The 20,871-nt window shown below is 68.3% G+C and carries 25 protein-coding genes, 1 tRNA gene and 1 other RNA gene; 14 read left to right on the top strand and 13 right to left on the bottom strand.

Going from position 1 to position 20,871, the window contains the following annotated elements:
- Nucleotides 1-2,783, bottom strand: a 2,783-nt coding sequence (gene aceE / locus ACNJ7E_RS41130) for a pyruvate dehydrogenase (acetyl-transferring), homodimeric type (protein ID WP_418342514.1), incomplete at its 3' end; no start/stop codon positions are given.
- A 224-nt stretch (nt 2,784-3,007) separates the two neighbouring features.
- Here aceE and ACNJ7E_RS41125 point away from each other — a divergent pair.
- From ACNJ7E_RS41125 to ACNJ7E_RS41110, 4 genes are all read left to right on the top strand, one after another.
- Nucleotides 3,008-3,544 carry a hypothetical protein gene (locus tag ACNJ7E_RS41125; protein WP_280784849.1) on the top strand — a complete coding sequence of 179 codons (537 nt, stop codon included), beginning with the start codon at nt 3,008-3,010 and terminating at the stop codon, nt 3,542-3,544.
- 168 nt (nt 3,545-3,712) lie between these two features.
- Nucleotides 3,713-4,138, top strand: coding sequence for a DUF3052 domain-containing protein (locus ACNJ7E_RS41120; RefSeq protein ID WP_005247829.1), 426 nt, complete (start codon nt 3,713-3,715; stop codon nt 4,136-4,138).
- Nucleotides 4,139-4,178: 40 nt separating this feature from the next.
- Nucleotides 4,179-4,643, top strand: a complete 465-nt coding sequence (locus tag ACNJ7E_RS41115; protein WP_005247827.1) for a peroxiredoxin — start codon at nt 4,179-4,181, stop codon at nt 4,641-4,643.
- A 32-nt stretch (nt 4,644-4,675) separates the two neighbouring features.
- A tRNA-Val gene (locus tag ACNJ7E_RS41110) sits at nt 4,676-4,747 on the top strand.
- A gap of 98 nt (nt 4,748-4,845) precedes the next feature.
- Here the strand turns inward: ACNJ7E_RS41110 and ACNJ7E_RS41105 are convergent.
- Nucleotides 4,846-5,106: a hypothetical protein gene (locus tag ACNJ7E_RS41105; RefSeq protein WP_280784848.1), complete on the bottom strand. Its 261-nt coding sequence runs from the start codon at nt 5,104-5,106 to the stop codon at nt 4,846-4,848.
- The gene (locus tag ACNJ7E_RS41100) at nt 5,099-5,614 is read right to left on the bottom strand and encodes a GbsR/MarR family transcriptional regulator (RefSeq protein ID WP_280784847.1); all 516 of its coding nucleotides are present in this window, start codon (nt 5,612-5,614) and stop codon (nt 5,099-5,101) included. The genes ACNJ7E_RS41105 and ACNJ7E_RS41100 overlap by 8 nt, the downstream gene beginning before the upstream one ends.
- Before the next feature lie 135 nt (nt 5,615-5,749).
- Here ACNJ7E_RS41100 and ACNJ7E_RS41095 point away from each other — a divergent pair, with 135 nt between their 5' ends.
- Nucleotides 5,750-5,947, top strand: coding sequence for a hypothetical protein (locus ACNJ7E_RS41095; protein WP_105422786.1), 198 nt, complete (start codon nt 5,750-5,752; stop codon nt 5,945-5,947).
- 4 nt (nt 5,948-5,951) lie between these two features.
- Here the strand turns inward: ACNJ7E_RS41095 and ACNJ7E_RS41090 are convergent, their stop codons facing one another.
- Nucleotides 5,952-6,143 (bottom strand): hypothetical protein, encoded by a 192-nt coding sequence (locus tag ACNJ7E_RS41090; RefSeq protein ID WP_280784846.1) that lies wholly within the window; start codon nt 6,141-6,143, stop codon nt 5,952-5,954.
- A 332-nt stretch (nt 6,144-6,475) separates the two neighbouring features.
- Entirely contained in the window at nt 6,476-6,838 is a 363-nt protein-coding gene (locus ACNJ7E_RS41085) for a DUF5655 domain-containing protein (protein ID WP_280784845.1), read from the bottom strand.
- 49 nt (nt 6,839-6,887) lie between these two features.
- On the opposite strand from ACNJ7E_RS41085, the gene ACNJ7E_RS41080 reads away from it, so the two are divergent.
- Nucleotides 6,888-7,871, top strand: a complete 984-nt coding sequence (locus ACNJ7E_RS41080) for a cobalamin biosynthesis protein (RefSeq protein ID WP_418342513.1) — start codon at nt 6,888-6,890, stop codon at nt 7,869-7,871.
- Here ACNJ7E_RS41080 and ACNJ7E_RS41075 read toward each other — a convergent pair.
- Genes ACNJ7E_RS41075 through ACNJ7E_RS41065 form a run of 3 tightly spaced genes read right to left on the bottom strand, consistent with a single transcriptional unit; the run spans nt 7,812 to nt 9,898 of the window.
- On the bottom strand, nt 7,812-8,693 hold the full coding sequence (locus tag ACNJ7E_RS41075; protein ID WP_418342512.1) for an SURF1 family cytochrome oxidase biogenesis protein: 882 nt from the start codon (nt 8,691-8,693) through the stop codon (nt 7,812-7,814). The two genes, ACNJ7E_RS41080 and ACNJ7E_RS41075, sit on opposite strands and share 60 nt — an antisense overlap.
- Nucleotides 8,694-8,736: 43 nt before the next feature.
- Nucleotides 8,737-9,210, bottom strand: a complete 474-nt coding sequence (locus ACNJ7E_RS41070) for a low molecular weight protein-tyrosine-phosphatase (RefSeq protein ID WP_005254274.1) — start codon at nt 9,208-9,210, stop codon at nt 8,737-8,739.
- Nucleotides 9,197-9,898, bottom strand: coding sequence for an HAD-IA family hydrolase (locus ACNJ7E_RS41065; protein ID WP_280784842.1), 702 nt, complete (start codon nt 9,896-9,898; stop codon nt 9,197-9,199). Before ACNJ7E_RS41065 ends, ACNJ7E_RS41070 begins: the two co-directional genes overlap by 14 nt.
- Nucleotides 9,899-9,927: 29 nt before the next feature.
- Here ACNJ7E_RS41065 and cobC point away from each other — a divergent pair, with 29 nt between their 5' ends.
- The 4 genes from cobC (at nt 9,928) to ACNJ7E_RS41045 (ending at nt 14,037) form a co-directional block, all read left to right on the top strand.
- A complete protein-coding gene (gene cobC, locus ACNJ7E_RS41060; protein ID WP_418342511.1) occupies nt 9,928-10,962 on the top strand; it encodes an Rv2231c family histidinol phosphate aminotransferase CobC in 1,035 nt (344 codons plus the stop codon).
- On the top strand, nt 10,959-12,098 hold the full coding sequence (locus ACNJ7E_RS41055) for a Nif3-like dinuclear metal center hexameric protein (RefSeq protein ID WP_280784840.1): 1,140 nt from the start codon (nt 10,959-10,961) through the stop codon (nt 12,096-12,098). The genes cobC and ACNJ7E_RS41055 overlap by 4 nt, the downstream gene beginning before the upstream one ends.
- Nucleotides 12,099-12,196: 98 nt before the next feature.
- Nucleotides 12,197-12,934: a zinc ribbon domain-containing protein gene (locus tag ACNJ7E_RS41050; RefSeq protein ID WP_280784839.1), complete on the top strand. Its 738-nt coding sequence runs from the start codon at nt 12,197-12,199 to the stop codon at nt 12,932-12,934.
- A complete protein-coding gene (locus ACNJ7E_RS41045; RefSeq protein WP_418342510.1) occupies nt 12,931-14,037 on the top strand; it encodes a bifunctional RNase H/acid phosphatase in 1,107 nt (368 codons plus the stop codon). The genes ACNJ7E_RS41050 and ACNJ7E_RS41045 overlap by 4 nt, the downstream gene beginning before the upstream one ends.
- Before the next feature lie 7 nt (nt 14,038-14,044).
- Here ACNJ7E_RS41045 and ACNJ7E_RS41040 read toward each other — a convergent pair whose 3' ends face one another.
- Nucleotides 14,045-15,295: an SLC13 family permease gene (locus tag ACNJ7E_RS41040; RefSeq protein WP_418342509.1), complete on the bottom strand. Its 1,251-nt coding sequence runs from the start codon at nt 15,293-15,295 to the stop codon at nt 14,045-14,047.
- Nucleotides 15,296-15,302: 7 nt separating this feature from the next.
- Nucleotides 15,303-15,830, bottom strand: coding sequence for a DUF1697 domain-containing protein (locus tag ACNJ7E_RS41035; protein WP_418342508.1), 528 nt, complete (start codon nt 15,828-15,830; stop codon nt 15,303-15,305).
- Nucleotides 15,831-15,890: 60 nt separating this feature from the next.
- Here ACNJ7E_RS41035 and rnpB point away from each other — a divergent pair.
- Nucleotides 15,891-16,329, top strand: an RNA gene (gene rnpB, locus ACNJ7E_RS41030) — RNase P RNA component class A.
- Between the two features lie 196 nt (nt 16,330-16,525).
- Nucleotides 16,526-17,329: an alpha/beta fold hydrolase gene (locus ACNJ7E_RS41025; protein ID WP_280784835.1), complete on the top strand. Its 804-nt coding sequence runs from the start codon at nt 16,526-16,528 to the stop codon at nt 17,327-17,329.
- An 8-nt stretch (nt 17,330-17,337) separates the two neighbouring features.
- Here the strand turns inward: ACNJ7E_RS41025 and ACNJ7E_RS41020 are convergent, their stop codons facing one another.
- The 3 genes from ACNJ7E_RS41020 to ACNJ7E_RS41010 are packed head-to-tail and all read right to left on the bottom strand — an operon-like array spanning nt 17,338 to nt 18,846.
- Nucleotides 17,338-17,961, bottom strand: a complete 624-nt coding sequence (locus ACNJ7E_RS41020; protein WP_418342507.1) for a LysE family translocator — start codon at nt 17,959-17,961, stop codon at nt 17,338-17,340.
- 22 nt (nt 17,962-17,983) lie between these two features.
- Nucleotides 17,984-18,403, bottom strand: coding sequence for a MaoC/PaaZ C-terminal domain-containing protein (locus ACNJ7E_RS41015; RefSeq protein ID WP_280784833.1), 420 nt, complete (start codon nt 18,401-18,403; stop codon nt 17,984-17,986).
- Nucleotides 18,400-18,846: an FAS1-like dehydratase domain-containing protein gene (locus tag ACNJ7E_RS41010; protein WP_418342506.1), complete on the bottom strand. Its 447-nt coding sequence runs from the start codon at nt 18,844-18,846 to the stop codon at nt 18,400-18,402. The genes ACNJ7E_RS41015 and ACNJ7E_RS41010 overlap by 4 nt, the downstream gene beginning before the upstream one ends.
- Nucleotides 18,847-19,250: 404 nt before the next feature.
- Here ACNJ7E_RS41010 and ACNJ7E_RS41005 point away from each other — a divergent pair, with 404 nt between their 5' ends.
- Both ACNJ7E_RS41005 and ACNJ7E_RS41000 read left to right on the top strand, forming a co-directional pair.
- Nucleotides 19,251-19,436: a hypothetical protein gene (locus ACNJ7E_RS41005; RefSeq protein WP_009473817.1), complete on the top strand. Its 186-nt coding sequence runs from the start codon at nt 19,251-19,253 to the stop codon at nt 19,434-19,436.
- A gap of 31 nt (nt 19,437-19,467) precedes the next feature.
- Nucleotides 19,468-20,868: an RNB domain-containing ribonuclease gene (locus tag ACNJ7E_RS41000; protein WP_418342505.1), complete on the top strand. Its 1,401-nt coding sequence runs from the start codon at nt 19,468-19,470 to the stop codon at nt 20,866-20,868.
- Nucleotides 20,869-20,871: the final 3 nt, after the last annotated feature.

The raw sequence follows: 20,871 nt of genomic DNA, 5'->3' as shown, positions 1-20,871 counted from the left end.
TCGACGGCCTTGGAGCGGTCGAGGGTGCCTTCGCCGGCGAGGGCGGACAGCACGGCGACGACGATGGATTCGGCGTCGACGTTGAAGTACCGGCGGGCGGCGGGGCGGGTGTCGGAGAAGCCGAACCCGTCGGTGCCGAGGGTGGTGTACGAGCCGGGCACCCACTGGCGGATCTGGTCGGCGACGGCGCGCATCCAGTCCGAGGCCGCCACGAACGGGCCGGCGGCGTCGGACAGGGCCTGCGTGACGTAGGGCAGCGGGGCGTCGGTGCCGGGGTCGCGCAGGGCCTGCTTCTCCCGTTCGATGCCGTCGCGGCGCAGTTCACCCCAGGAGGTGACCGACCACACGTCGGCGGCCACACCCCACTCGTCGGCGAGCAGTTCCTGGGCCCGCAGGCCCTCCGGCATGGTGACACCGGAGACCAGGATCTGCGCCTTCGGGCCCGATGCCTCGGACTTCTTGAACAGGTACATGCCCTTGAGCAGTCCGTCGACGTTGAGGTCGGCGGGTTCGGCGGGCTGGGAGTAGGGCTCGTTGTAGAGGGTGATGTAGTAGAAGATGTCCTCGCCACCGAACCCGTCCACGCCGTCGGTGCCGCCGTACATCCGGCGCAGCCCGTCCTTGACGATGTGCGCGATCTCGTAGGAGAACGCCGGGTCGTAGGCGACGGCGGCCGGGTTGGTCGAGGCCAGCAGCAGCGAGTGCCCGTCGGCGTGCTGCAGTCCTTCGCCGGTGAGGGTGGTGCGGCCGGCGGTGGCGCCGAGGACGAACCCGCGGGCCATCTGATCGGCCGCCGCCCACAGGCCGTCGCCGGTGCGCTGGAACCCGAACATCGAGTAGAAGATGTACAGCGGGATCATCGGCTCACCGTGGGTGGCATACGAGGTGCCGACCGCGGTGAACGAGGCGGTCGAGCCGGCCTCGTTGATGCCCTCGTGCAGGATCTGCCCGATCTCCGATTCCTTGTAGGCGAGCATCAGCTCCGCATCCACCGCGGTGTACAGCTGCCCGTTGCGGTTGTAGATCTTCAAGGACGGGAACCAGGAGTCCATCCCGAAGGTGCGGGCCTCGTCCGGGATGATCGGCACGATCCGCTTGCCGATCTCCTTGTCCCGCAACAGCTCCTTCATGATCCGCACCAACGCCATGGTGGTCGCGACCTGCTGCTTCCCGGAGCCCTTGCGGACCACGTCGTAGGTCGAGTCCGCCGGCTGCGGCAACGGCGCCGGGCTGGTGCGCCGCTCGGGCAGGAACCCACCCAACGCCTTACGCCGGTCGAGCATGTACTGGATTTCCGGGGCATCGGGGCCGGGGTGGTAGTACGGCGGCATCTTCGGGTCCTTCTCCAACTCTTCGTCGGAGATCGGGATCCGCTGCAGGTCCCGGAAATTCTTCAGATCATCGAGGGTCAGCTTCTTCATCTGGTGGGTGGCGTTGCGGCCCTCGAAGTGCTTGCCCAGGGTGTAGCCCTTGATGGTGTGCGCCAGGATCACCGTCGGCTGCCCCTTGTGCGCCATCGCCGCCGCGTACGCGGCGTAGATCTTGCGGTAATCGTGGCCGCCGCGCTTGAGGTTCCAGATGTCGCGATCCGAGAGGTTCTTCACCAGTTCCTTCGTCCGCGGATCCCGCCCGAAGAAGTGCTCCCGCACGTACCCGCCGTCGTTGGCCTTGTACGTCTGGTAGTCACCGTCGGGGGTGACGTTCATCAGGTTGACCAGGGCACCGTCCCGGTCCGCGTGCAACAGTGCGTCCCACTCGCGGCCCCAGACCACCTTGATCACGTTCCAGCCGGCGCCGCGGAAGAACGACTCCAACTCCTGGATGATCTTGCCGTTGCCGCGGACCGGGCCGTCGAGGCGCTGCAGGTTGCAGTTCACCACAAACGTCAGGTTGTCCAAACCTTCGGTGGCCGCCACGTGCGCCAGGCCGCGGGATTCGGGTTCGTCCATCTCCCCGTCACCCAAAAACGCCCACACGTGCTGATCGGAGGTGTCCTTGATGCCGCGGTCGTGCAGGTAGTGGTTGAACCGGGCCTGGTAGATCGCGTTCATCGGGCCCAACCCCATCGACACGGTCGGGAACTCCCAGAAATCCGGGAGCAGGCGCGGGTGCGGGTACGACGGCAACCCGCCGCCCTGATCGGCGTGCGAGTGTTCCTGCCGGAACCCGTCCATCCGCTCCGCCGGGATCCGCCCCTCCAAAAACGCGCGGGCGTAGATGCCCGGCGAGGCGTGGCCCTGGATGAAGATCTGATCCCCACCCCCGGGATGGTCCTTGCCGCGGAAGAAGTGGTTGAACCCCACCTCGTACAGCGCCGCCGACGACGCATACGTCGAAATGTGACCACCGACCCCGACGCCCGGGCGCTGCGCGCGGGTCACCATCACCGCCGCGTTCCACCGGATGAACGCCCGATACCGGCGCTCGGTCTCCTCGTCACCGGGGAACCACGGCTCGTTCTCCGTCGGGATGGTGTTCACATAATCGGTCGACGTCAACGCCGGCAACGCGACGTGCTTCTCCCCGGCCCGCTCGAGCATCCGCAACATCAGATACCGGGCACGGGTCGGTCCGGACCGGTCCAACAGTCCGTCGAACGATTCCAACCACTCCGTGGTCTCGTCCGGGTCGATATCCGGCAGATAAGACGCAACACCCTCACGGATGACGCGAACGCGGCCGTCGGAACCCGGGGTCGCACTGGGGTTGGAAGGTTGGGCCGCTCCGGCGCCGGGTGTGGCGGAATCCGGTTGAGACGCGGGTCCCTGGATCAGGTCTGACAACGTTGCTCCTCATTGTGGTGGGACGCGCGGTGTGGCGTCCTCTCCATGCGATCGCGGCCTTGTTAGGCCCGACCCATCTCCTTTATGAATATGGCGCGACCCTCATCTTTCACCATCGCGGCCCAGTCGGCACACTGTGCTCGGGTTACTCTTCGGTAGCGTTTGCGCAGTTCCGGGGCCGAATGTTGAACTTATCGATGCCGTCGAAAACATGGGGGAGACGAATGCGCACGTCGACGCGCCGCTGGGGGCCCGCGAGCGCTGCCGTCGCGGCGATCGTCGGTGTGGGCGTCATCGCCGGATGCGGCGGCGAGATCGAGGGGACCGCGCAGCAAAACGATTCTCAGGCCGCCGAGTACGCCGCAGAGGCGACGTCCTCGTCGGTGGCCGCGTCGTCCTCGCAGAAAGCCGCGGCCGAGCGGGAGGCGCTCGTGGAGCAGTGCACGATGTTCGTGAACCGCGCCGGCGACACCATCGACAGCTACAACGCCTTCATCGACGCCGCCAACGCCGACGCCGCGGACACCGGTGCGAAGGCGAGCGCCGCGGCGGCAGCCCTCCGGGCGGCGGCCGACGGGGCCAGTGCCGCCACGCCCGCGCTTCCCGCGGAGCTGACCGGACTGCTCACCGATTACGCGAACAATTATCGGGAACTTGCGATCGCCGTCGACGGCGGGCAACGCGGTGACATTCTGAACACACTCGCCAGCCGTGGAGACGAGCTCAGCGACTCGATTCGGGCAGCCTGCCCCACATCGTGACTCCCGCACCGTAGGCTCGGTCGATGACCACGCATCACTACATTCTGAGAAAAATTCGCGTGGTCGGCTTGCGCGAAAGCGCTCGAGCATGTTCGCTTTCACCTAATTGATCTTCATCCGGCAGGTGTTCGGGTATCCGAGCACCGTCAACAAAAGGAGGACCCCACCGTGGTCGCCGCGGCGGACGCCCAAAACTACGCTCAGAAACTCGGGATCACTGCCGACATGGCGGTACAGGAACTGGGCTGGGACGAGGACACCGACGACGACCTGCGTGCCGCGGTCGAGGACACCATCGGTGGAGAACTGCTTGACGAGGATTCCGACGAGGTGATCGACGTCGTGCTGCTGTGGTGGCGCGACGAAGACGGAGACCTCGTCGACGCCCTCATGGATGCCATCGGCCCCCTGGCCGACGAGGGATTCGTGTGGGTCCTCACCCCCAAGACCGGTCAGCCCGGTCACGTCGAGCCCAGCGAGATCGCCGAGTCCGCACCTACAGCCGGTCTCACCCAGACGTCGGCGGCAAACCTCGGGGACTGGTCGGGAAGCCGTCTGGTTCAGCCGAAGTCGCGTCCCGCGAACAAGCGCTGAACAGTCTCACCTTTTCGTTCACTCACCGAAGGATCACGTCATGCCGCTCGAGGTGGGCACCACCGCCCCCGATTTCACCCTCAAGGACCAGAACAATCAGGAAGTGACGCTTTCCGATTACCGCGGAAAGAAGAACGTCCTGCTCGTGTTCTACCCCCTCGCGTTCACCGGAACGTGTCAGGGTGAACTCTGCAAGGTTCGCGACGAACTGCCGAAGTTCGAGAACGACGAGACTGCGATTCTCGCGCTCTCCGTCGGTGCGTCGCCGACACACAAGATCTGGTCCGCCGAGCAGGGATACACCTTCCCGCTGCTCGCCGACTTCTGGCCGCACGGTGCGGTCGCGCAGCAGTACGGCGTCTTCAACGAGAAGCTGGGCTTCGCGAACCGCGGCACCTTCGTCATCGACAAGGAAGGCGTCATCCGGTTCGCCGAGATGAACGGGCCCGGAGAGGCCCGTGACCAGGGAGCTTGGGAGAAAGCGCTCGCCACGCTAGAGTCCTGATGCGCATCCGGCGAGGTTCTCGCCGGATGTTCGGGCGTGTAGCTCAGTGGTAGAGCTCTGGTTTTACACACCAGCGGTCGGGGGTTCGAAACCCTCCGCGCCCACAGTCAGGCAAAGCCCCGATCTGCGTTTCCGCGCGGGTCGGGGCTTTCTCCGTGTCGGTGTTGACCGTGGTCCGCGTTCGACTGCCGCTCACCTCGTTTCACTCCTCGGTGAGCTCCATGAGCTGCTCGGCGGCGGTGATGTTGCCGTTGTCGGCGAGGCGGCGAAGTTCGTTCATGTCGCCCAGTTCCGTGGCGAGTTCGATGAGCTGGTCGGCCGCGTCGGAGCTGCCGTTGTCCGCGAGCCGGCGGAGTTCGTCCATGTCACCCCGCTCGCCGGCGAGCTCGATCAGGATGTCGAGCGCGGTCGAATCACCGTTGGCCGCCTGCTCGCGCAGGGCGGACAGGTCGAATTCAGTCATGGTGGACATCCTCTTCTCGATCGAGTTTCCTCGTGTGCCGAGCCCGGAGCTCGTCGCGATGCGTGTGCCACTCGTCCAGCAGCGCCGGAAGTCGCTCGCTGAGGAAGTCGGCCAGCGCGACCATCTCCTCGAGCGGGGCGCGACGTTCGGGTGGAGCGTCGACCAGCAACGCCAAGCCCTCCCGGAACAGCGCCGCGTGCTCCCGGTGCAGGGCGGAATCGAAGTTCTGCGGTTGCTGACTGGCCGGGTCCAGGCTCACCCGGTCCACCCGCTCGCCGGCCACTCGGGTTCGCCGCGCCATCCGATAGCCCTCGAGCAGCTTGACCGCCCCGGTGATGGCGCTCCGGCTCGCCAGCAACGCCTCGCCCAGTTCGTCGATCGTCTGCTGCGGCGGATCGCAGACGAACAGGTACCCCAGCAGCCGTCCCGCCATCGGCGGGAATCCGTATCGGCGTGCGTAGAAACGGCCGACGTGGTCGGCGAATATCAGCTGTGTGTCGGACGGCACAGTATCGAAAATAGCAGTTCTGACTGACATGACACAGATTTGTGTTATTTCAGTTCCACTGCGGTCCTGTGACAGGTTTCGTGGAGTTATCCTGTTCATCGCCCGCGGCTTCGCCTGCAGTGGCATATTCCTGACATGCCCAGGTACAAGGTGACGCTGCGCAACGGCACGTCGAGCGACAAGACCTTCGAATCAGACTTCCAGGCCGTCAACGAGACGCACCGGCCCACCGAAACCGGGGCGGGCATCGTGAAGATCGACCGCTACGAGGAGAGCGGGGAAGTGACCGGCGTCTGGTCCGCTCCCACCACGAGTCGCACGTCCCGCACGTAGCGCGTCAGGTCGCGTCGCGCGAGGTCGCGGAGCCGCGGCGATCGAGTTCGGCCTCGTACGCTGTGATCCGGCTGGTGACTCCGCGGACCGTTTCGCAACCGTAGTCGTTCGCGATCGACTCGCCGAGCAGTGCTCGGTGCTCATCCAGCTGGGCGAGCAGTTCGTCGTCGCCGAGCTTCGTCAGGTCGCTGCACACCTCTCGATCGTCCCAGGCGCAGTCGGCGAAACCAATGCCTCACATGAATGTCCACCGGACGCGCAGAACCCCGCCGGGCCACGTGGGTGTGTTGAGTCAGCACCGAAGATGTGAGCAGGGCGGGGCCGTGCGCCGCCCCTGAATGGGGGGAACGAGGCGGCATTTACCATGGTAGGCGCAATAAAGGGCGCTTGGCGAGATACTCGGCAGAGTTTCAGGAATCAGACATGCCGACCGGAACGGGTGCGTCGTTCGCAGCCGCCGACGGATTGGTGAGACGCACACGCTGTTGCGCGGGATTCCGGCGAATCGGCGCGCAATTGTGCCCTCGGCTAGCGCGCGCGAGTGCCCGGACCCACCGTGTCGTAGGCCTCGGCGAGGAGCGCCGCCAGGGTGTCGTCGAGTTGATCGTCGGAGGTGATCGTCAAACGGTGGGTGATCACCGTCTTCGTCGTGGGAAACGCCTCGCGGAGCTGCGGGTGATGGACGCGGCGACGCAGGTCGAGGGCGATCTCGAGCCGCGACGAGTAGATGAACGCGGCAGCGAAGACACGGGCACGAGCCCACGCGATCTCGGTCCGGTGGACCCGTTCGTCCACCTCGCCGCACGCGAGAACGAGGTCACGGAACTGCAGCAGGCGCTCGGTGGCGTCCGGGTTCTTGCCTGCCAGGTACTCGTCGATCGCGGCATTCATGGGACGCTCCTTTACATCGACTGCAACGTTAGTTGATACAAATATCGGCGTGCATCGAACCTCCCGTCCCGCCACCGCGCGTGCTGCAGGCCTGCTCCTCGGCTTCGCCGCCGACCGCGTGTTCGCCGATCCGGCCCGGTGGCATCCCGTGGCCGGATTCGGACGCACCGCAATGGCATTGGAGAAGGCGACGTACCGTGACTCCCGGTCGGCCGGGATCCTGCACGTGGCCGTCCTCGTCGGCGGAGCGGCGGGGCTGGGGGTCGCCGCGACGCGGATCGCGCGGCGCGGGGGATGGCCAGGCGAGGTAGCCGGAACGGCCGTCGCGACATGGGCCGTGCTCGGCGGGACGTCGCTGGGACGGACCGGATCGAGCATGGCCGCACACCTGGAGGCGGACGATCTTGCCGCCGCCCGCGCCCTGCTGCCGTCGCTGTGCGGTCGCGACCCCAGCGTGCTCGGCGTCGACGGGCTCACGCGGGCGACGCTGGAGTCGGTCGCCGAGAACACGTCCGACTCGGCGGTCGGGGCATTCGTGTGGGGCGCCGTGGCCGGAATTCCCGGACTGTTCGTCTACCGGGCGTCCAACACCCTGGACGCGATGGTCGGGTACCGCTCGCCGAAGTACCGCAACTTCGGATGGGCGGCGGCGCGGTGGGACGACGGCCTCAACCTGCTGCCCGCCCGCCTGACGGGTGCGCTGTCGGTCGTAGCCGCGCCGGCGGTCGGCGGGTCGCCGAACGAGGCGTGGGTGGCGTGGCGGCGCGACGCCTCCCAGCACCCCAGCCCCAACGCGGGCGTCGCGGAGGCCAGCGCGGCGGGCGCACTCGGGATCTCGCTGGGCGGGCGCACCGAATACGCGCACGGCGTCGAGATGCGACCCGTCCTGGGCTCCGGGCCGTCGCCCCTGCCTGTCGACCTCGACCGTGCGGTGCGGCTGTCCGCCGCGGTGCAGGGCGGTGCGGCGCTGGTGTCAGCGGCCCTTGCCGTAGCGGTCGGCCAGCTTCGCTTCCGCCGCCGTCCGCGGCGCTGACTCCACCGGCTTGCTTCGGGTGAACGGCTTCTTCCGGGCCACCGGTGCGTGAGCCGCAGCGGAGTCGTCGGAGGTCTTCGCGGACTTCTCCTTGCGGCGCTCGCGCCACTCCGCGCGGATGAAGTAGGCCAGGCCGAGCGGGGCCATGATGCCGAACGCCAGCCACTGCAAGCCGTACGACAGGTACGGGCCCGCGTCGAGCTGCGGGAGCGGGATGGTCCCGAGGCCGCCGGGCTGATCGGGTTCGAGTTGCACGTACGCGTCGACGAGATCGGTGCCGATGAAACCGCTGATCTGACCCGCGTCGATGTAATACACCTGCCGGAGCCCGTTCTCGTCGATCGGATCCTTGCCGGCGATGGTGCCCTCCGACTTGCGGACGCGACCGTCGAGCGTCACCTGCCCGGCCGGCGGCGGATCCACCGGAGGCGGCTCGGTTCCCTGGAGGGGGCGGACGTAGCCGCGGTTGACCAGGATCGTGCGACCGTCGGTCAGTTGCAGCGGGGTCAGGACCTCGTACGCGGGCTGCGATTCGATGGACCGCAACCGGACCAGCAGGTCACTGTTCTGGACGTAGGACCCGGTCGCGGTGACGCGGCGCCACTCGTCGTCCGGATTCGGGGCCGCGCCGGACAGCAGGGTCTCCAGCGGGACGGGGTCGGCGTCGACCGAGTCGGCGATCAGCTGGTTCCGGTGCTCCGTCGACGTGTTCTTGCCGAGCTGCCACGGCGCGAGCACGTAGAAACACATGAATGCGAATCCGGCGACCACCAAGGCCAACACCAACCAGCCGGGTCGCAACAAAAATCTCAGCCTTCGCACGCCTCCACGGTAGCCGCTCGCAGGTGGGGACCCTGATCGTGGGTTACCGGCTGCGCACCCAGTCGAGCAGCCCGGGCACCGCGGCCTCGATCTGCAGACGGACTCGCTCGAAGTCCTCGAGGTCGCCGTAGAACGGGTCGGGGACGGACGACGTGTCCGCATCCGGGTCGAAACTGCGCAGCAACCGGCGGCGCTCGTCGGGCACCCCCATGTGGGCAAGCTCACGGTCGTGGTTGGCCGCCAGTGCGACCACCAGATCGGCGCCGAGATGGAACGGTCCGACCTCCGCGGCCGTGTGGCCCGTCGGGTACCCGTTCAGCTTCAGGGTCTCGTTGGTGCGGATGTCGGCCTCGCGGCCGACGTGCCAGCCGTGGGTCCCGGCGCTGCTCACCATCACCCGGTCGTCGAGGGCTTCCCGGCGGAGGTGTTCGGCGAAGATCTTCTCAGCCATGGGGGAGCGGCAGATGTTGCCGGTGCACACGAACGTCACGTGCAGCGGGGTGTCAGGCTGCGGCATCGAGCAGCTTCCCGAGGTGGGCGACGGTCTCCGCCGTCGTGTGCGCGCGCTCGGCCTCGGCCGGGAAACCGTAACCCCACTCGACGAACACCGCGGGGATACCCCAGTGCGCGGCACCGAGGACGTCGTGGTCACGGTCGCCGACCATCAGGACGTCGGGGGTGGCGCCCTCGGTGGCGGCGACTCCCAGGTTCCGGAGGGAGTGGGCGATCACGTCCGACTTGGCGCGGCGACTGCCGTCGTCGCTGGCACCGCCGATGAACTCGAAGTAGTGGGCCAGCTCGAAGTGTTCGAGGATGCGGATCGCGAACCGTTCGGACTTCGACGTGGCGACGGCGAGCCGTCGGCCGCTGTCGCGGGCGTCGATCAGCACCTTCTCGATGCCGTCGAAGACGGCATTCTCCGCCCACCCCACGCTGTCGTAGCGCTCGAAGTAGGCCGCGATCGCATGCTGCACGACGTCTTCGTCCAGCCCCATCGACCGGAACGTGTCGATCATCGGCGGGCCGATGACGGCGTCGATCATCTCGTCGGTCGGTTCCGGCTGCCCGACCGTCGCGAGCGCATGACGGAACCCGGCGTGAATGCCGGGCGCGGAGTCGGTGAGCGTGCCGTCGAGATCGAACAGCACGATCGGAGCCGACAGGGCCGAAGGGGCGGAGGACAGGGAGGTGGAGAGAGATGTCACCGGACCATTGTCCCTTAGGCTCGACGGTTGTGGACATTCGTGCCGGTACCCGGGAGAGCCTGCGTCACCACGGAGACGTGGATGCGGGGCCCGGTCTCCTCGATTTCGCAGTGAACGTGCAGGGCGACGGGCCCCCGGAATGGCTGCGACTGCGCCTCGCGGACACGTTGCCGCGCCTGGGCTCCTATCCCACCGTCGGGGCCGATCGCGTCGCCCGGACCGCCGTCGCCGCCCGGCACGGCCGCTCGCCCGAGGAGGTGCTGCTCCTCTCGGGTGGGGCCGAGGGCTTCTCCCTGCTCCCGCGGCTCGGGGTCCGGGAGGCAGCACTGATCCACCCGTCGTTCACGGAACCGGAGTGGGCGCTGCGGGAGGCGAACGTGCCCGTCACACAGGTTCTCCTCGACGATCCGTACGTCCTGGATGCCGCCGCGGTCCCCGACTCCGCCGACCTGGTGGTGATCGGCAACCCGACCAACCCCACCTCGGTGCTGCACCCGGCGGAGGAGATCCTGCGGCTGCGCCGGCCCGGCCGGATCGTCGTGGTCGACGAGGCGTTCGCCGACGCGGTGCCGGGCGAGGTCGAGTCGCTCGCCGGTCGTTCGCTGCCCGACGTGCTGGTGCTGCGCAGCCTCACCAAGACGTGGGCACTGGCCGGACTACGCTGCGGATACGCGCTCGGCTCCCCGGAGATCCTCGAACGTCTGCAGGTGGGGCGGGCGCACTGGCCACTGGGAAGCCTGCAGGTGGAGGCGATCGCCGCATGCAGCGAACCGGACGCCGTCGCCGCCGCCCTGGAGCACGCCGTCGTGCTGGGTGCGTGGCGGGACGACATGATCCGCCGGTTGAACGAGATCGGCGTCGCGGTGCACCAGCCCGCCGTCGCACCGTTCCTGCTGTTCCGACTGCCGGACGGCGAACTCGTGCGGAAGCAACTACGCGAGCGGGGCATCGCCGTGCGGCGGTGCGACACGTTCCCCGGACTCGGTCCCGACTTCCTCCGGGTCGCGGTGCGACCCCGCGAGCAGACCGATGTCCTGATCGACGCGATGAAGGAGATCCTGTGAACCCGGTGCGTCTCGCCGACGTGATCGCGACCCTGGACGCGGCGTACCCGCCCGCCCTCGCCGAATCGTGGGACTCCGTCGGCCTCGTATGCGGCGACCCCGACGACACGGTGACGACGGTGACGATCGCGGTCGATCCGACCGCCGCCGTCGTCGACGAGGCGATCGACGCCGGCGCCGACCTTCTCCTCGTCCACCACCCGCTGCTGCTGCGCGGCGTCGACACCGTCGGCGCGCACACCCCGAAGGGCGCACTCGTCCACAAGCTGATCAGGGCCGGATGCGCCCTGTTCACCGCGCACACCAACGCCGACTCCGCGGACCCCGGCGTCTCCGACGCCCTGGCTGCGGCGCTCGGACTCACCGTCACCGGACCGATCGACCCACACCCCACCGAGAACCTGGACAAGTGGGTGGTCCTGGTCCCGGCCGGCGACGCCGACACGGTGCGCCGCGCCCTGTTCGACGCGGGCGCCGGGCACATCGGCAACTACCGCGACTGCAGCTGGTCCGTCACCGGGCAGGGCCAGTTCCTCCCGACCGACGGCGCGAACCCCACCCTCGGCGCGGTCGGTGCGCTCGAACGCGTCGAGGAGAGCCGGGTGGAGGTGATCGCCCCGCGCGGCATCCGGCAGAAGGTGCTCGCCGCGATGCGCGCCGCCCACCCGTACGAGGAGGTCGCGTTCGACGTCTTCGAGATGGCGACGTTCCCCGGTCCCCGCGGACTCGGGCGGGTCGGGGAGCTCGCCGAGCCGCTGTCGCTGCGCGACTTCACCGACCGGGTGGCGGACGCGCTGCCTGCCACGACGTGGGGTGTGCGGGCCGCGGGCGACCCCGAAGCCACGATCCGCACCGTCGCGGTGTGCGGCGGCTCCGGCGACTCGTACCTGGACGCCGTCTCCCGACTCGGCGTGGACGCCTACGTCACCGCCGATCTGCGACACCACCCGGCGGACGAGCACCTGCGCGCCGGAGGTCCGGCCCTGATCGACGTCGCGCACTGGGCGAGCGAGCAGCCGTGGTGTGACCAGGCCAAGGGCGTCCTCGACACCGCGTTCGGCCGCACACCGGAATGGCAGGTTCGGGTGTCGGCCGTACGGACCGATCCGTGGTCGGTCAGCGCGTCGCCGTCGTAGCGCCGTCCGGCCGAAACCCGTGATCCGCCGGGGTACGGTTGACACCCAGCAATCTGCACACCAGAACCCTTCACAGAAGACAGCAGGAGTTACCACGCGTGAACGTCGAACCACAGGTGCAGTCCAAGCTTCTCGACCTCGCCGGCGTCGATGCGGAGCTGTCGAGGATCGCCCACCGACGCACCGCGCTTCCGGAGCGCCAGGAAGTCGAGCGGCTCGAGGCGGAGCGCGTCACCCGTAAGGACGCGGCAGTGGCCGTCGAAATCGTCCTCGACGATCTCGACCGCGACATCCGCAAGCTCGAAGGTGAGGTCGACGCCGTCCGTCAGCGCGAGGACCGCGACCGCGCGCTGCTCCAGAGCGGAACGGTCGGATCGAAGCAGCTCACCGAACTCGAACACGAACTCGGCAGCCTCGTCCGCCGTCAGGGACTGCTCGAGGACGAATTGCTCGAGGTGATGGAACGGCGCGAGGCGTCGCAGTCCGACCACGACCACGCCGGTGCGCAGCTGTCGCAGATCGAGGAAGACCTCATCGACGCCGGCCGCCGCCGGGACGACGCCGTCGCGGATCTGGACGCCGCCGAGCAGCGCTGCATCCGCGACCGCACGGCGCTGGCCGACCAGTTTCCCGCCGACCTGATCGCCGTCTACGAGAAGCAGCGCAGCCAGAACGGTGTCGGAGCGGCACTGCTGCAGGCGCGGCGCTGCGGAGCGTGCCGCATCGAACTCGACCGCGGCGAGATCTCCCGCATCACCGCCTCGGCGCCCGACGTCGTCGTGCGCTGCTCCGAATGCGGCGCGATCCTGGTGCGCACCAAGGAGTCGGGTCTGTGAGTGCCGGTCGGGTCGTCGTCGAGGCAGACGGTGGTTCGCGCGGCAATCCCGGGCCGGCCGGCTACGGCGCCGTGGTGTTCGACGCCGCCAACGGCACCGTTCTCGCGGAACGCAAGGAAAGCCTCGGGATCGCCACCAACAACGTCGCCGAGTACCGGGGCCTGATCGCCGGTCTCGACGCCGCCGCCGAACTCGGCGCATCCGAGGTGGACGTGCGGATGGACTCCAAACTGGTGGTCGAGCAGATGTCCGGGCGCTGGAAGGTCAAGCACCCGGACATGATTCCGCTGCAGCGCCAGGCGTCCACACTCGCCCGGAAATTCGATTCTGTGACGTACACCTGGATTCCGCGGGCGGAGAACGCGCACGCCGACCGCCTCGCCAACGAAGCCATGGACGCCGCCGCCGGCAATGCCGACGTCGAACCGGAACCGGCTGCCGTCCCGTCGGAGAAGACCACCCCCGCGGCACCGGGCTGGATGGACACGACGGGCGCCCCGACCCGGATGCTGCTGCTCCGGCACGGGCAGACCGCGCTGTCCGTCGACCGGCGGTACTCGGGTCGCGGGAACCCGGCCCTCACCGAGATCGGTCAGGCCCAGGCGAACGGCGCGGCCGCCCGCTTCGCGGGCAACAACGGAATCGCGGCCGTGGTGTCGTCCCCGCTGGGGCGCGCGCAGCAGACCGCGACGGCGGCGGCGAAGGTGCTCGGACTCCCGGTCACCGTGCACGAGGGCCTCACCGAAACCGACTTCGGCGAGTGGGAGGGCCTCACGTTCCGGGAAGCTGCCGAGCGCGACCCCGAACTGCACCGCAAGTGGTTGTCGGACACGTCGGTGTGCCCGCCCGCGGGGGAGAGCTTCGACGAGGTGCGGGAGCGCATCCTGAAGGTCCGCGACGACCTCACCGCCTCCTACGCCGGCTCCACGATCCTCGTGGTCACCCACGTGACCCCCATCAAGACCCTGTTGCAGTTGGCGCTCGACGCGGGACCCTCGCTGCTGTACCGGTTGCATCTGGATCTGGCGTCGCTGAGCATCGCCGAGTTCTATCCCGACGGCGGCTCGTCCGTCCGCCTGGTGAACGACACCTCCCACCTGTGAGTACTTGTTAACCGCCCGCGGTTAATAAGTACTCACAGGCCCAGAGGGCAACGACCGCGGCGAGCAGGGTCAACGGCGTGGTCACCAGCGCGAGAACCGTGAACGTCCGGAGATCCGCGGGAGATCCGGCTCGCGCGGCCACGCGCCGCCACAGCATGATCGCGAGCGACCCCACGTAGGTGAGGTTGGGGCCGAGGTTCACACCGAGCAGCATCGCCAGCACGAGTCCGGTCGGAGGGTGCGGTCCGAGCGCTGCCAGCAGGAGCAGAGTGGCGGGCAGGTTGTTCACCAGGTTCGCCGCGACCGCGGCGACGACGGCCATCGTGAGCAGCGCCGTGAACGACGTGTCGGTCGGCAGCCGCGTGGCGATCCATTCGCCGATCGGACCGTTCGCCACCCCGGCCACGACGACGCCGAGGATCAGGACGAACGCGCAGAACCACACGTCGATCGAATACACGATCCGTTTCACGCTGGTCCGGCCGTCGCGCAGGGCGACGACGCCCAGCACGATCGCCCCCGCCGCGGCCACCCACGCCGGTGCGACCCCGACGAAGCCGGACACCGCGAACCCCAGGAGTGTGGCCGCGATGATCGACAGTGCGGCGACCGGCGCCTGCGGATCGCGTTTCGGCTCCGGCTCGGCTTCGGGCCGGACGAGGTGACGCCGGAAGAACACGCGGAACAGGATCAGTTCGACGACGATCGCCACCGCCCACGGCAGGGCCATCACGGCGGTGAAATGCAGGAAGGTCAACCCGGTCGCCGAGAACGCGATGAGGTTCGTCAGGTTGGACACGGGCAGCAGGGTCGACGCGGTGTTCGACAGGTGAGCCGTGGCGTACGAGTGGGGGCGCGGATCCATTTGCAGGGAGCGGGCCGTGGCGATCACCGCCGGTGTCAGCAGGACCACCGTGGCATCGAGACTCAGCACCGCGGTGGTCAACGCCGCCGCTCCGAACACGAGTGTCAGCAACCTCTTCGGATCCCCCCGCGCCCCGCGCCGCAACCGGCCCGCGATCCAGGTGAACACCCCCATGGCGTCCGCGAGGTGCGCAAGCACGAGGATCGCCGCCAGGAACCCGACGGTCGGCGCCATCTCCGACACTTCGTCCCAGGCCTCCGACGGCGTCACCAGGCCGGTGGCCAGGACGACGACCGCAGCCGGTGCGGCCGCGACGATCTCGGGCAGCCTGCGTGGGCGTACGACGGCGAAGACGAGGACTCCGGCGACGAGCGCCACCGCCAGAACTGTCACCGAGGGGTCACTTCAGGAGCTTGTGGAGGGTGCGCAGATTCCGGGTCGTGGTGAACGCCTTGAGCTTGGGAGCGCCCGTGCTCTTGCCGAACCTGCTCTTGAGCGTCATGCCCCGTTCGACTTCCCAGTACAGGACGCCGTCGCCGGCCTGCACCCGTTCGACCTCCGGATCCAGCTCGTCCTGGATGCTCAGAAGTGTGTCCAGGACCTCGCGTTCGAGCGTCACCAGCACGTACGGGTGCCATCCTTCTCGCTCGGGGTCGAACGGGTAGTCGTCGACGATCTTCCGGACCGTGTCGAGGTCGAGGACGAAAACCCAGGCTTCGTAGTGGAATTCGGCACGCAGCCCGGCTTCGATCTCACTCTTCAGTGTGGGGACGTCGTCACGGTCGGAATCGAAGAGCACGTTGCCCGACGCGAGAACGGTCTTCACGTTCTCGAATCCCAGATCGACGAAGGTGCTGCGGAGGTCGGCCATCTTGATGTTGATGCCGCCCACATTGATACCGCGCAGGAGGGCGGCGTATCGGGTCATGAACAGACCATAGTGCGGCGGCATGACACGTTCGCACGGACTGTAGGCTGATCGGGCGGACGAGTTGGCCGGGCGACCGCGGCACAGGGAACCAGCACTTCAGTGCACAGGCCCTGAGTCGAGGAAAGTCCGGACTCCACAGAGCAGGGCGGTTGTTAACGGCAACCCGAGGTGACTCGCGGGACAGTGCCACAGAAAACAGACCGCCGACGCCACATCCTCCGGGGTGCGGCGTCGGTCAGGGTGAAACGGTGCGGTAAGAGCGCACCAGCACCCCGGGTGACCGGGGTGGCTAGGTAAACCCCGCCCGGAGCAAGGTTGAAGGCCGCACCGTTTCCTCCGGGATCCCGGTGCGGCTGCGCAGGTGTTCGAGGGCTGCTCGCCCGAGCCTGCGGGTGAACCGCTCGAGGTACCCGGCGACGGTGTGCCCAGATGGATGGTCGCCACCCGGCGCTTCGGCGCTCGGGGACAGGATCCGGCTTACACGCCAACTCGTCCGCTTCACTCGTGCGCCGGTCGGCGAGGTCGGGAACCCGACTGGCGAGTAACAAACAGACCGGTTAGCATCTTTCCCGCATCGGCCCGACCGACCCGAATCGGGGTCGATGTCGGGGCCCGTCGCCCACGACCGTGGGCGATGGGGCCCCACTATCGGGGGCAATAGATGTTACTCGTGATAGCGGTAACATCTGTCCATGGACTTGCCCCACGACATCGCCGGCTCCGGCCCCACCCTGGTACTCGTGCACGGGGTGGTGCATCGCCGGCAGGCCTGGAACGCCCTCCTGGACCAGTTGACGCCCTACCGCCGGGTGGTCACCGTCGACCTTCCGGGGCACGGAGAATCGGCCGCACTCGAAGACGGCCCGGACATGATGGATCAACTCCTCGAGGAACTGAGCGGGTTCGTCCGCTCGGTGACGCCGGCCGGGGAACGCCCGCACGTCGCGGGGAACTCGCTCGGAGGCTGGCTGTCCCTCGCTCTCGCGGCCAGGGGCGAGGTCGCCTCGGCCACGGCCCTCTCACCGGCCGGCTTCTTCGTCAACCACGCCGACCAGGCACGCACCATCTACACGTTCCGTGCCCTGCGCGGACTCGCCCGGGCGATGGGTCCGAACGCTCCGAAGGCTCTGCGATACAAGGCTGTCCGCTACCCCTCGCTCGCCGCCTTCTTTGCCCGGCCCAGCCGGGTACCGTACGAGGACGCCGTGATCGACACGCACTCGCTCACCACGAACGCACTGGTCGACAAGGGGATGACAGCCAAGTTCGATCTCCCGCCGGTCGTCGACGCGACGGTTCCCGTCACCGTGGCATGGGGGCGGCGCGACCTGATTCTGCCGGTGTATCAGGCACGACGCGTGCGCCGATTCTTCCCGCAGGCGCGGATACTGGTCCTGCCCGGCATCGGGCACGTCCCGATGACCGACGACCCGAATCTGATCGGCACGATTCTGCTCGGCGGCAGTTCGGCGAATGCCGGCGACTCCCGGAACTGATCTCGGCCCTACCGCGCCTCGGCGACGACGACGGCGCCGAAACCGAACAGGACCGTTCCGGTGATCCGATCCAGGACCCGTCGCACCGACGGCTTCTCCAGCGTGGTGCGCGCCCGGGTCAGCAGGAGGCTGTACGCGCCGAGCCAGGCGATCCCGAGGAGCCCGTGAAGCAGCACGAGCAACGCCAGGGTCGGGGCGGTCGGCCACCCGGGCGGAACGAGTTGCGGGAGCAGGCCGGTGTAGAACACCGCGATCTTGGGGTTCAGGAGGTTCGTCAGGAACCCGGCCCGCCAATTCGATCCCGGCGACGGAACGGGTGCCGGTTCGGCCGCGGCGGTGCGTTGTCGCGACCGGCTGCGCCAGAGGGTGGAGAGTCCCAGATACACCAGGTACATCCCGCCGACGATCTTCACGACGGTGTACGCCTCCGCGGAGGCGGCGAGCACCGCTCCGAGCCCGACGACGGTCAGCGCGCCCCACACCATCAACCCGGCGACCACACCGAATGTCGCCCGCAGCGCGGCGCCCCGTCCAGCGGACAGTCCGGCGCGCGTCACCACCGCCATGTCCGGGCCGGGAATGACGGTCAGGAGCCCGAGCACTGCGAACGCGGTCACCACGACACCGATCATGGGGTCAGTATGTCGGGCGCGCTCAGCGCAGTGAAATCCACACCTGCGACTTGCCGAGCACCGCGTGTCCGTCGAACGTCACCGTCAGGTCGATCCGCGCGGTGCCCGCGGCCTCGTCGACCTGCGCGGCCTTCGCGACGACCTCGACGACCGCACCCTCGTCCGGGGCGACGATCACCGGCTTGGTGAAGCGGGCGCGGTATCCGGTGATGCGTGCCGGGTCGCCGAGCCAGTCGACGACGCACTGCGTCGCCAGTCCCAGCGTCAGCATGCCGTGCGCCAGCACACCCGGCAGTCCCACGGCGTCCGCGACGTCGTCCCGGTAGTGAATGGAGTTGAAGTCACCGGAGGCCCCGGCGTAGCGGACCAGGGATTCGCGGGTCACGTGGTATCGGGATTTGGCGACGGTGTCGCCGAGCATGATTCGCCCCGGGGACGTCATTCCTCCCCCCTGACGAACAGGGTCGACGTCATGGTGCTCACGTGATCGCCTGCGGCGTCGAGGATCTCGATGTCGGCGACGAGCAGCGTGTGCGGACCGCGCGACGTCACGTTCGTGACGGTGAGTACCGCGGAGAGTTCGTCGCCCGCGATGACAGGGCGGACGGACGTGGCGTGTTCGGTGCTGTGCACCAGGTTGACCGGCTCGATTCCCGACGTCGGATCCGCGACGAGTTGCGCCAGTGCACGTTCCTGCACGATGACGGGAAACGTGGGCGGGGCAACGAGATCGGTGTGACCGGCGGCGCGGGCACTGTCGACGTCGAACGACGTCGGGTTGGTGGCGAAGACGGCGCGGGCGAATTCCCTGATCTTCTCGCGGCCGACGAGGTAGGGCTCGGTCGGTGGGTAGACACGACCCTCGATCGCTGGATTCACTGCCATCAGGTCAGCCTAGAGACGTGCAGTCCCCTGGGCAGGGCGAAGCGTCCGGAGAAACGTCACGAATGTGTCGCGGGCGTGCCTGCCCCTTCACGGCGAAGCCCCCGCCGGACGTGTCCGGGCGGGGGCTTCGAGGTATCGACTGATCGATAGCCGTCAGACGGGATCGACCATCAGCAGTTGGGCCCAGTAGGTGGCGCCTTCGGCACCGAGGTAGGGAAGTAGCTGATCAAAAATGATCGTTGACATGCTCGCTCCATTCTCTGTTCGGGCACTGCGCCGGGAAGGCGAGCCATCGGCACCGCACTGACCGGCGCCGGGGACCGTATCACCGGACAGGTCTCCGAGGGTAACAGTCTGAGCGTGATCCACAACCCCACACGTCCCACCGGTGCCACACTGAGGGAATGACTGACGAAGATCATCTCTGGTACTACAACGTCGACGACGGCACGGTCACGCAGGGGAAGGCGGCATCGTCGATGTCCCGGATGGGGCCGTACCCCGATCGCGCGTCCGCCGAGAAGGCGCTGCAGATCGCCGCCGAGCGGAACAAGGCGGCGGACAGGGCAGACGAGGAGTGGAACAACTAGCGTTGCGGAAAAGGGTGTGCGTGAGGTGCCGATGAGTCGCTTCCTTGCGCGCGGAATCGATTTCGGCACCGTGCGCACCGAATTCCACCTGCCGGAGGGGTATCCGCCCGCGGCGGTCGCGCAGGCGCGGGCGGCGTCCGACCGGTACGCGTCCGAGCGGGAGGACCGCACCGATCTCGCGTTCGTCACCATCGATCCGCCCGATTCCCTGGATCTCGATCAGGCGCTGCATCTGGAGCGGACTCCCGACGGATTCGTCCTGCACTACGCGATCGCGGACGTCGGCGCCGTCGTGGAGCCCGGTGGGGTGCTCGACGTGGAGACCCGCAAACGCGGGCAGACGTTCTACCTTCCCGACGGCAAGGTGCCGCTGCACCCGCAGGAACTCTCCGAAGGATCCGCGAGTCTCCTCCCGGACGAGGATCGCCCGGCGGTGGTGTGGCGGATCGAACTGGACGAATCGGCCGAACCGGTGTCCTGCACGGTGTCCCGTGCCACGGTCCGTTCCGTGGCGCGGCTGGACTACGCCGGTGTGCAGGCCGATGCGGAGGCGGGGCGACTGCATCCGTCCATCGCGTCGCTGCCGGAGTTCGGCCGGCTCCGCACCGCGGCGGCGGTGGCGCGCGGCGCGATCGAACTCCGGCTCCCCGAGCAGGAAGTGGTGCCGGACGGGGACGGCTGGCGCGTCGACCTCGCGCCTCGCACCGAGGCGGACGACTGGAACGCCGAGGTTTCGCTCCTCACCGGAATGTGCGCCGCGGCCATGATGCTCGACGCGAAGGTCGGGTTGCTCCGCACGCTGCCGCCCGCCGGGCCGGACGCGGTCGAGGCGCTGCGACGCACGGCGTCGGCGTTGGGGATCGACTGGCCGGAGAGCGTCGGTGTCGGGGAACTCCTGGCGCGGCTCGACCCGAATTCGGCGTCGACGCTGGTGCTGATGACCGAGGCGCCGTCACTACTGCGGGGGGCCGACTACGCGGCGTTCGACGGCGCCCTGCCCGAATTGACCACGCACGCCGCCATCGGCGCCCCGTACGCCCACGTGACCGCGCCGCTGCGCCGGCTCTCGGACCGGTATTCCACGGAGGTGTGCCTCGCCGTCACCGCCGGAACACCGGTGCCGTCCTGGGCGCGGGAAGCGCTGGGCTCGATGCCCGAGATCATGGTCGGCTCGGACTCCCTCGCGAGCAAGATCGACCGTGCCTGCATCGACCTCACCGAAGCGACCGTGCTCGCCGACCGGGTGGGGGAGACGTTCGACGCGACCGTGCTGCGGTCACGGAACGGCAAGCGCACCGCGGACGTGTTCGTCCCGTCCGTGTCCGTGATGGCGAAATGCGTGGGCGACCCGGCCGAGGGCGAACAGGTGAAGATCAGGCTCGTGTCCGCCGACGTCGCGAAGCGGACCGTCGAGTTCGGTTACCCCGCATAGCGG

The organism is Rhodococcus mengyinensis (assembly GCF_048381435.1).
Classification (GTDB): domain Bacteria; phylum Actinomycetota; class Actinomycetes; order Mycobacteriales; family Mycobacteriaceae; genus Rhodococcus_F; species Rhodococcus_F opacus_D.
Note: the sequence above shows the minus strand (reverse complement) of the source record. Positions and strands in the feature narration are given on the sequence as shown.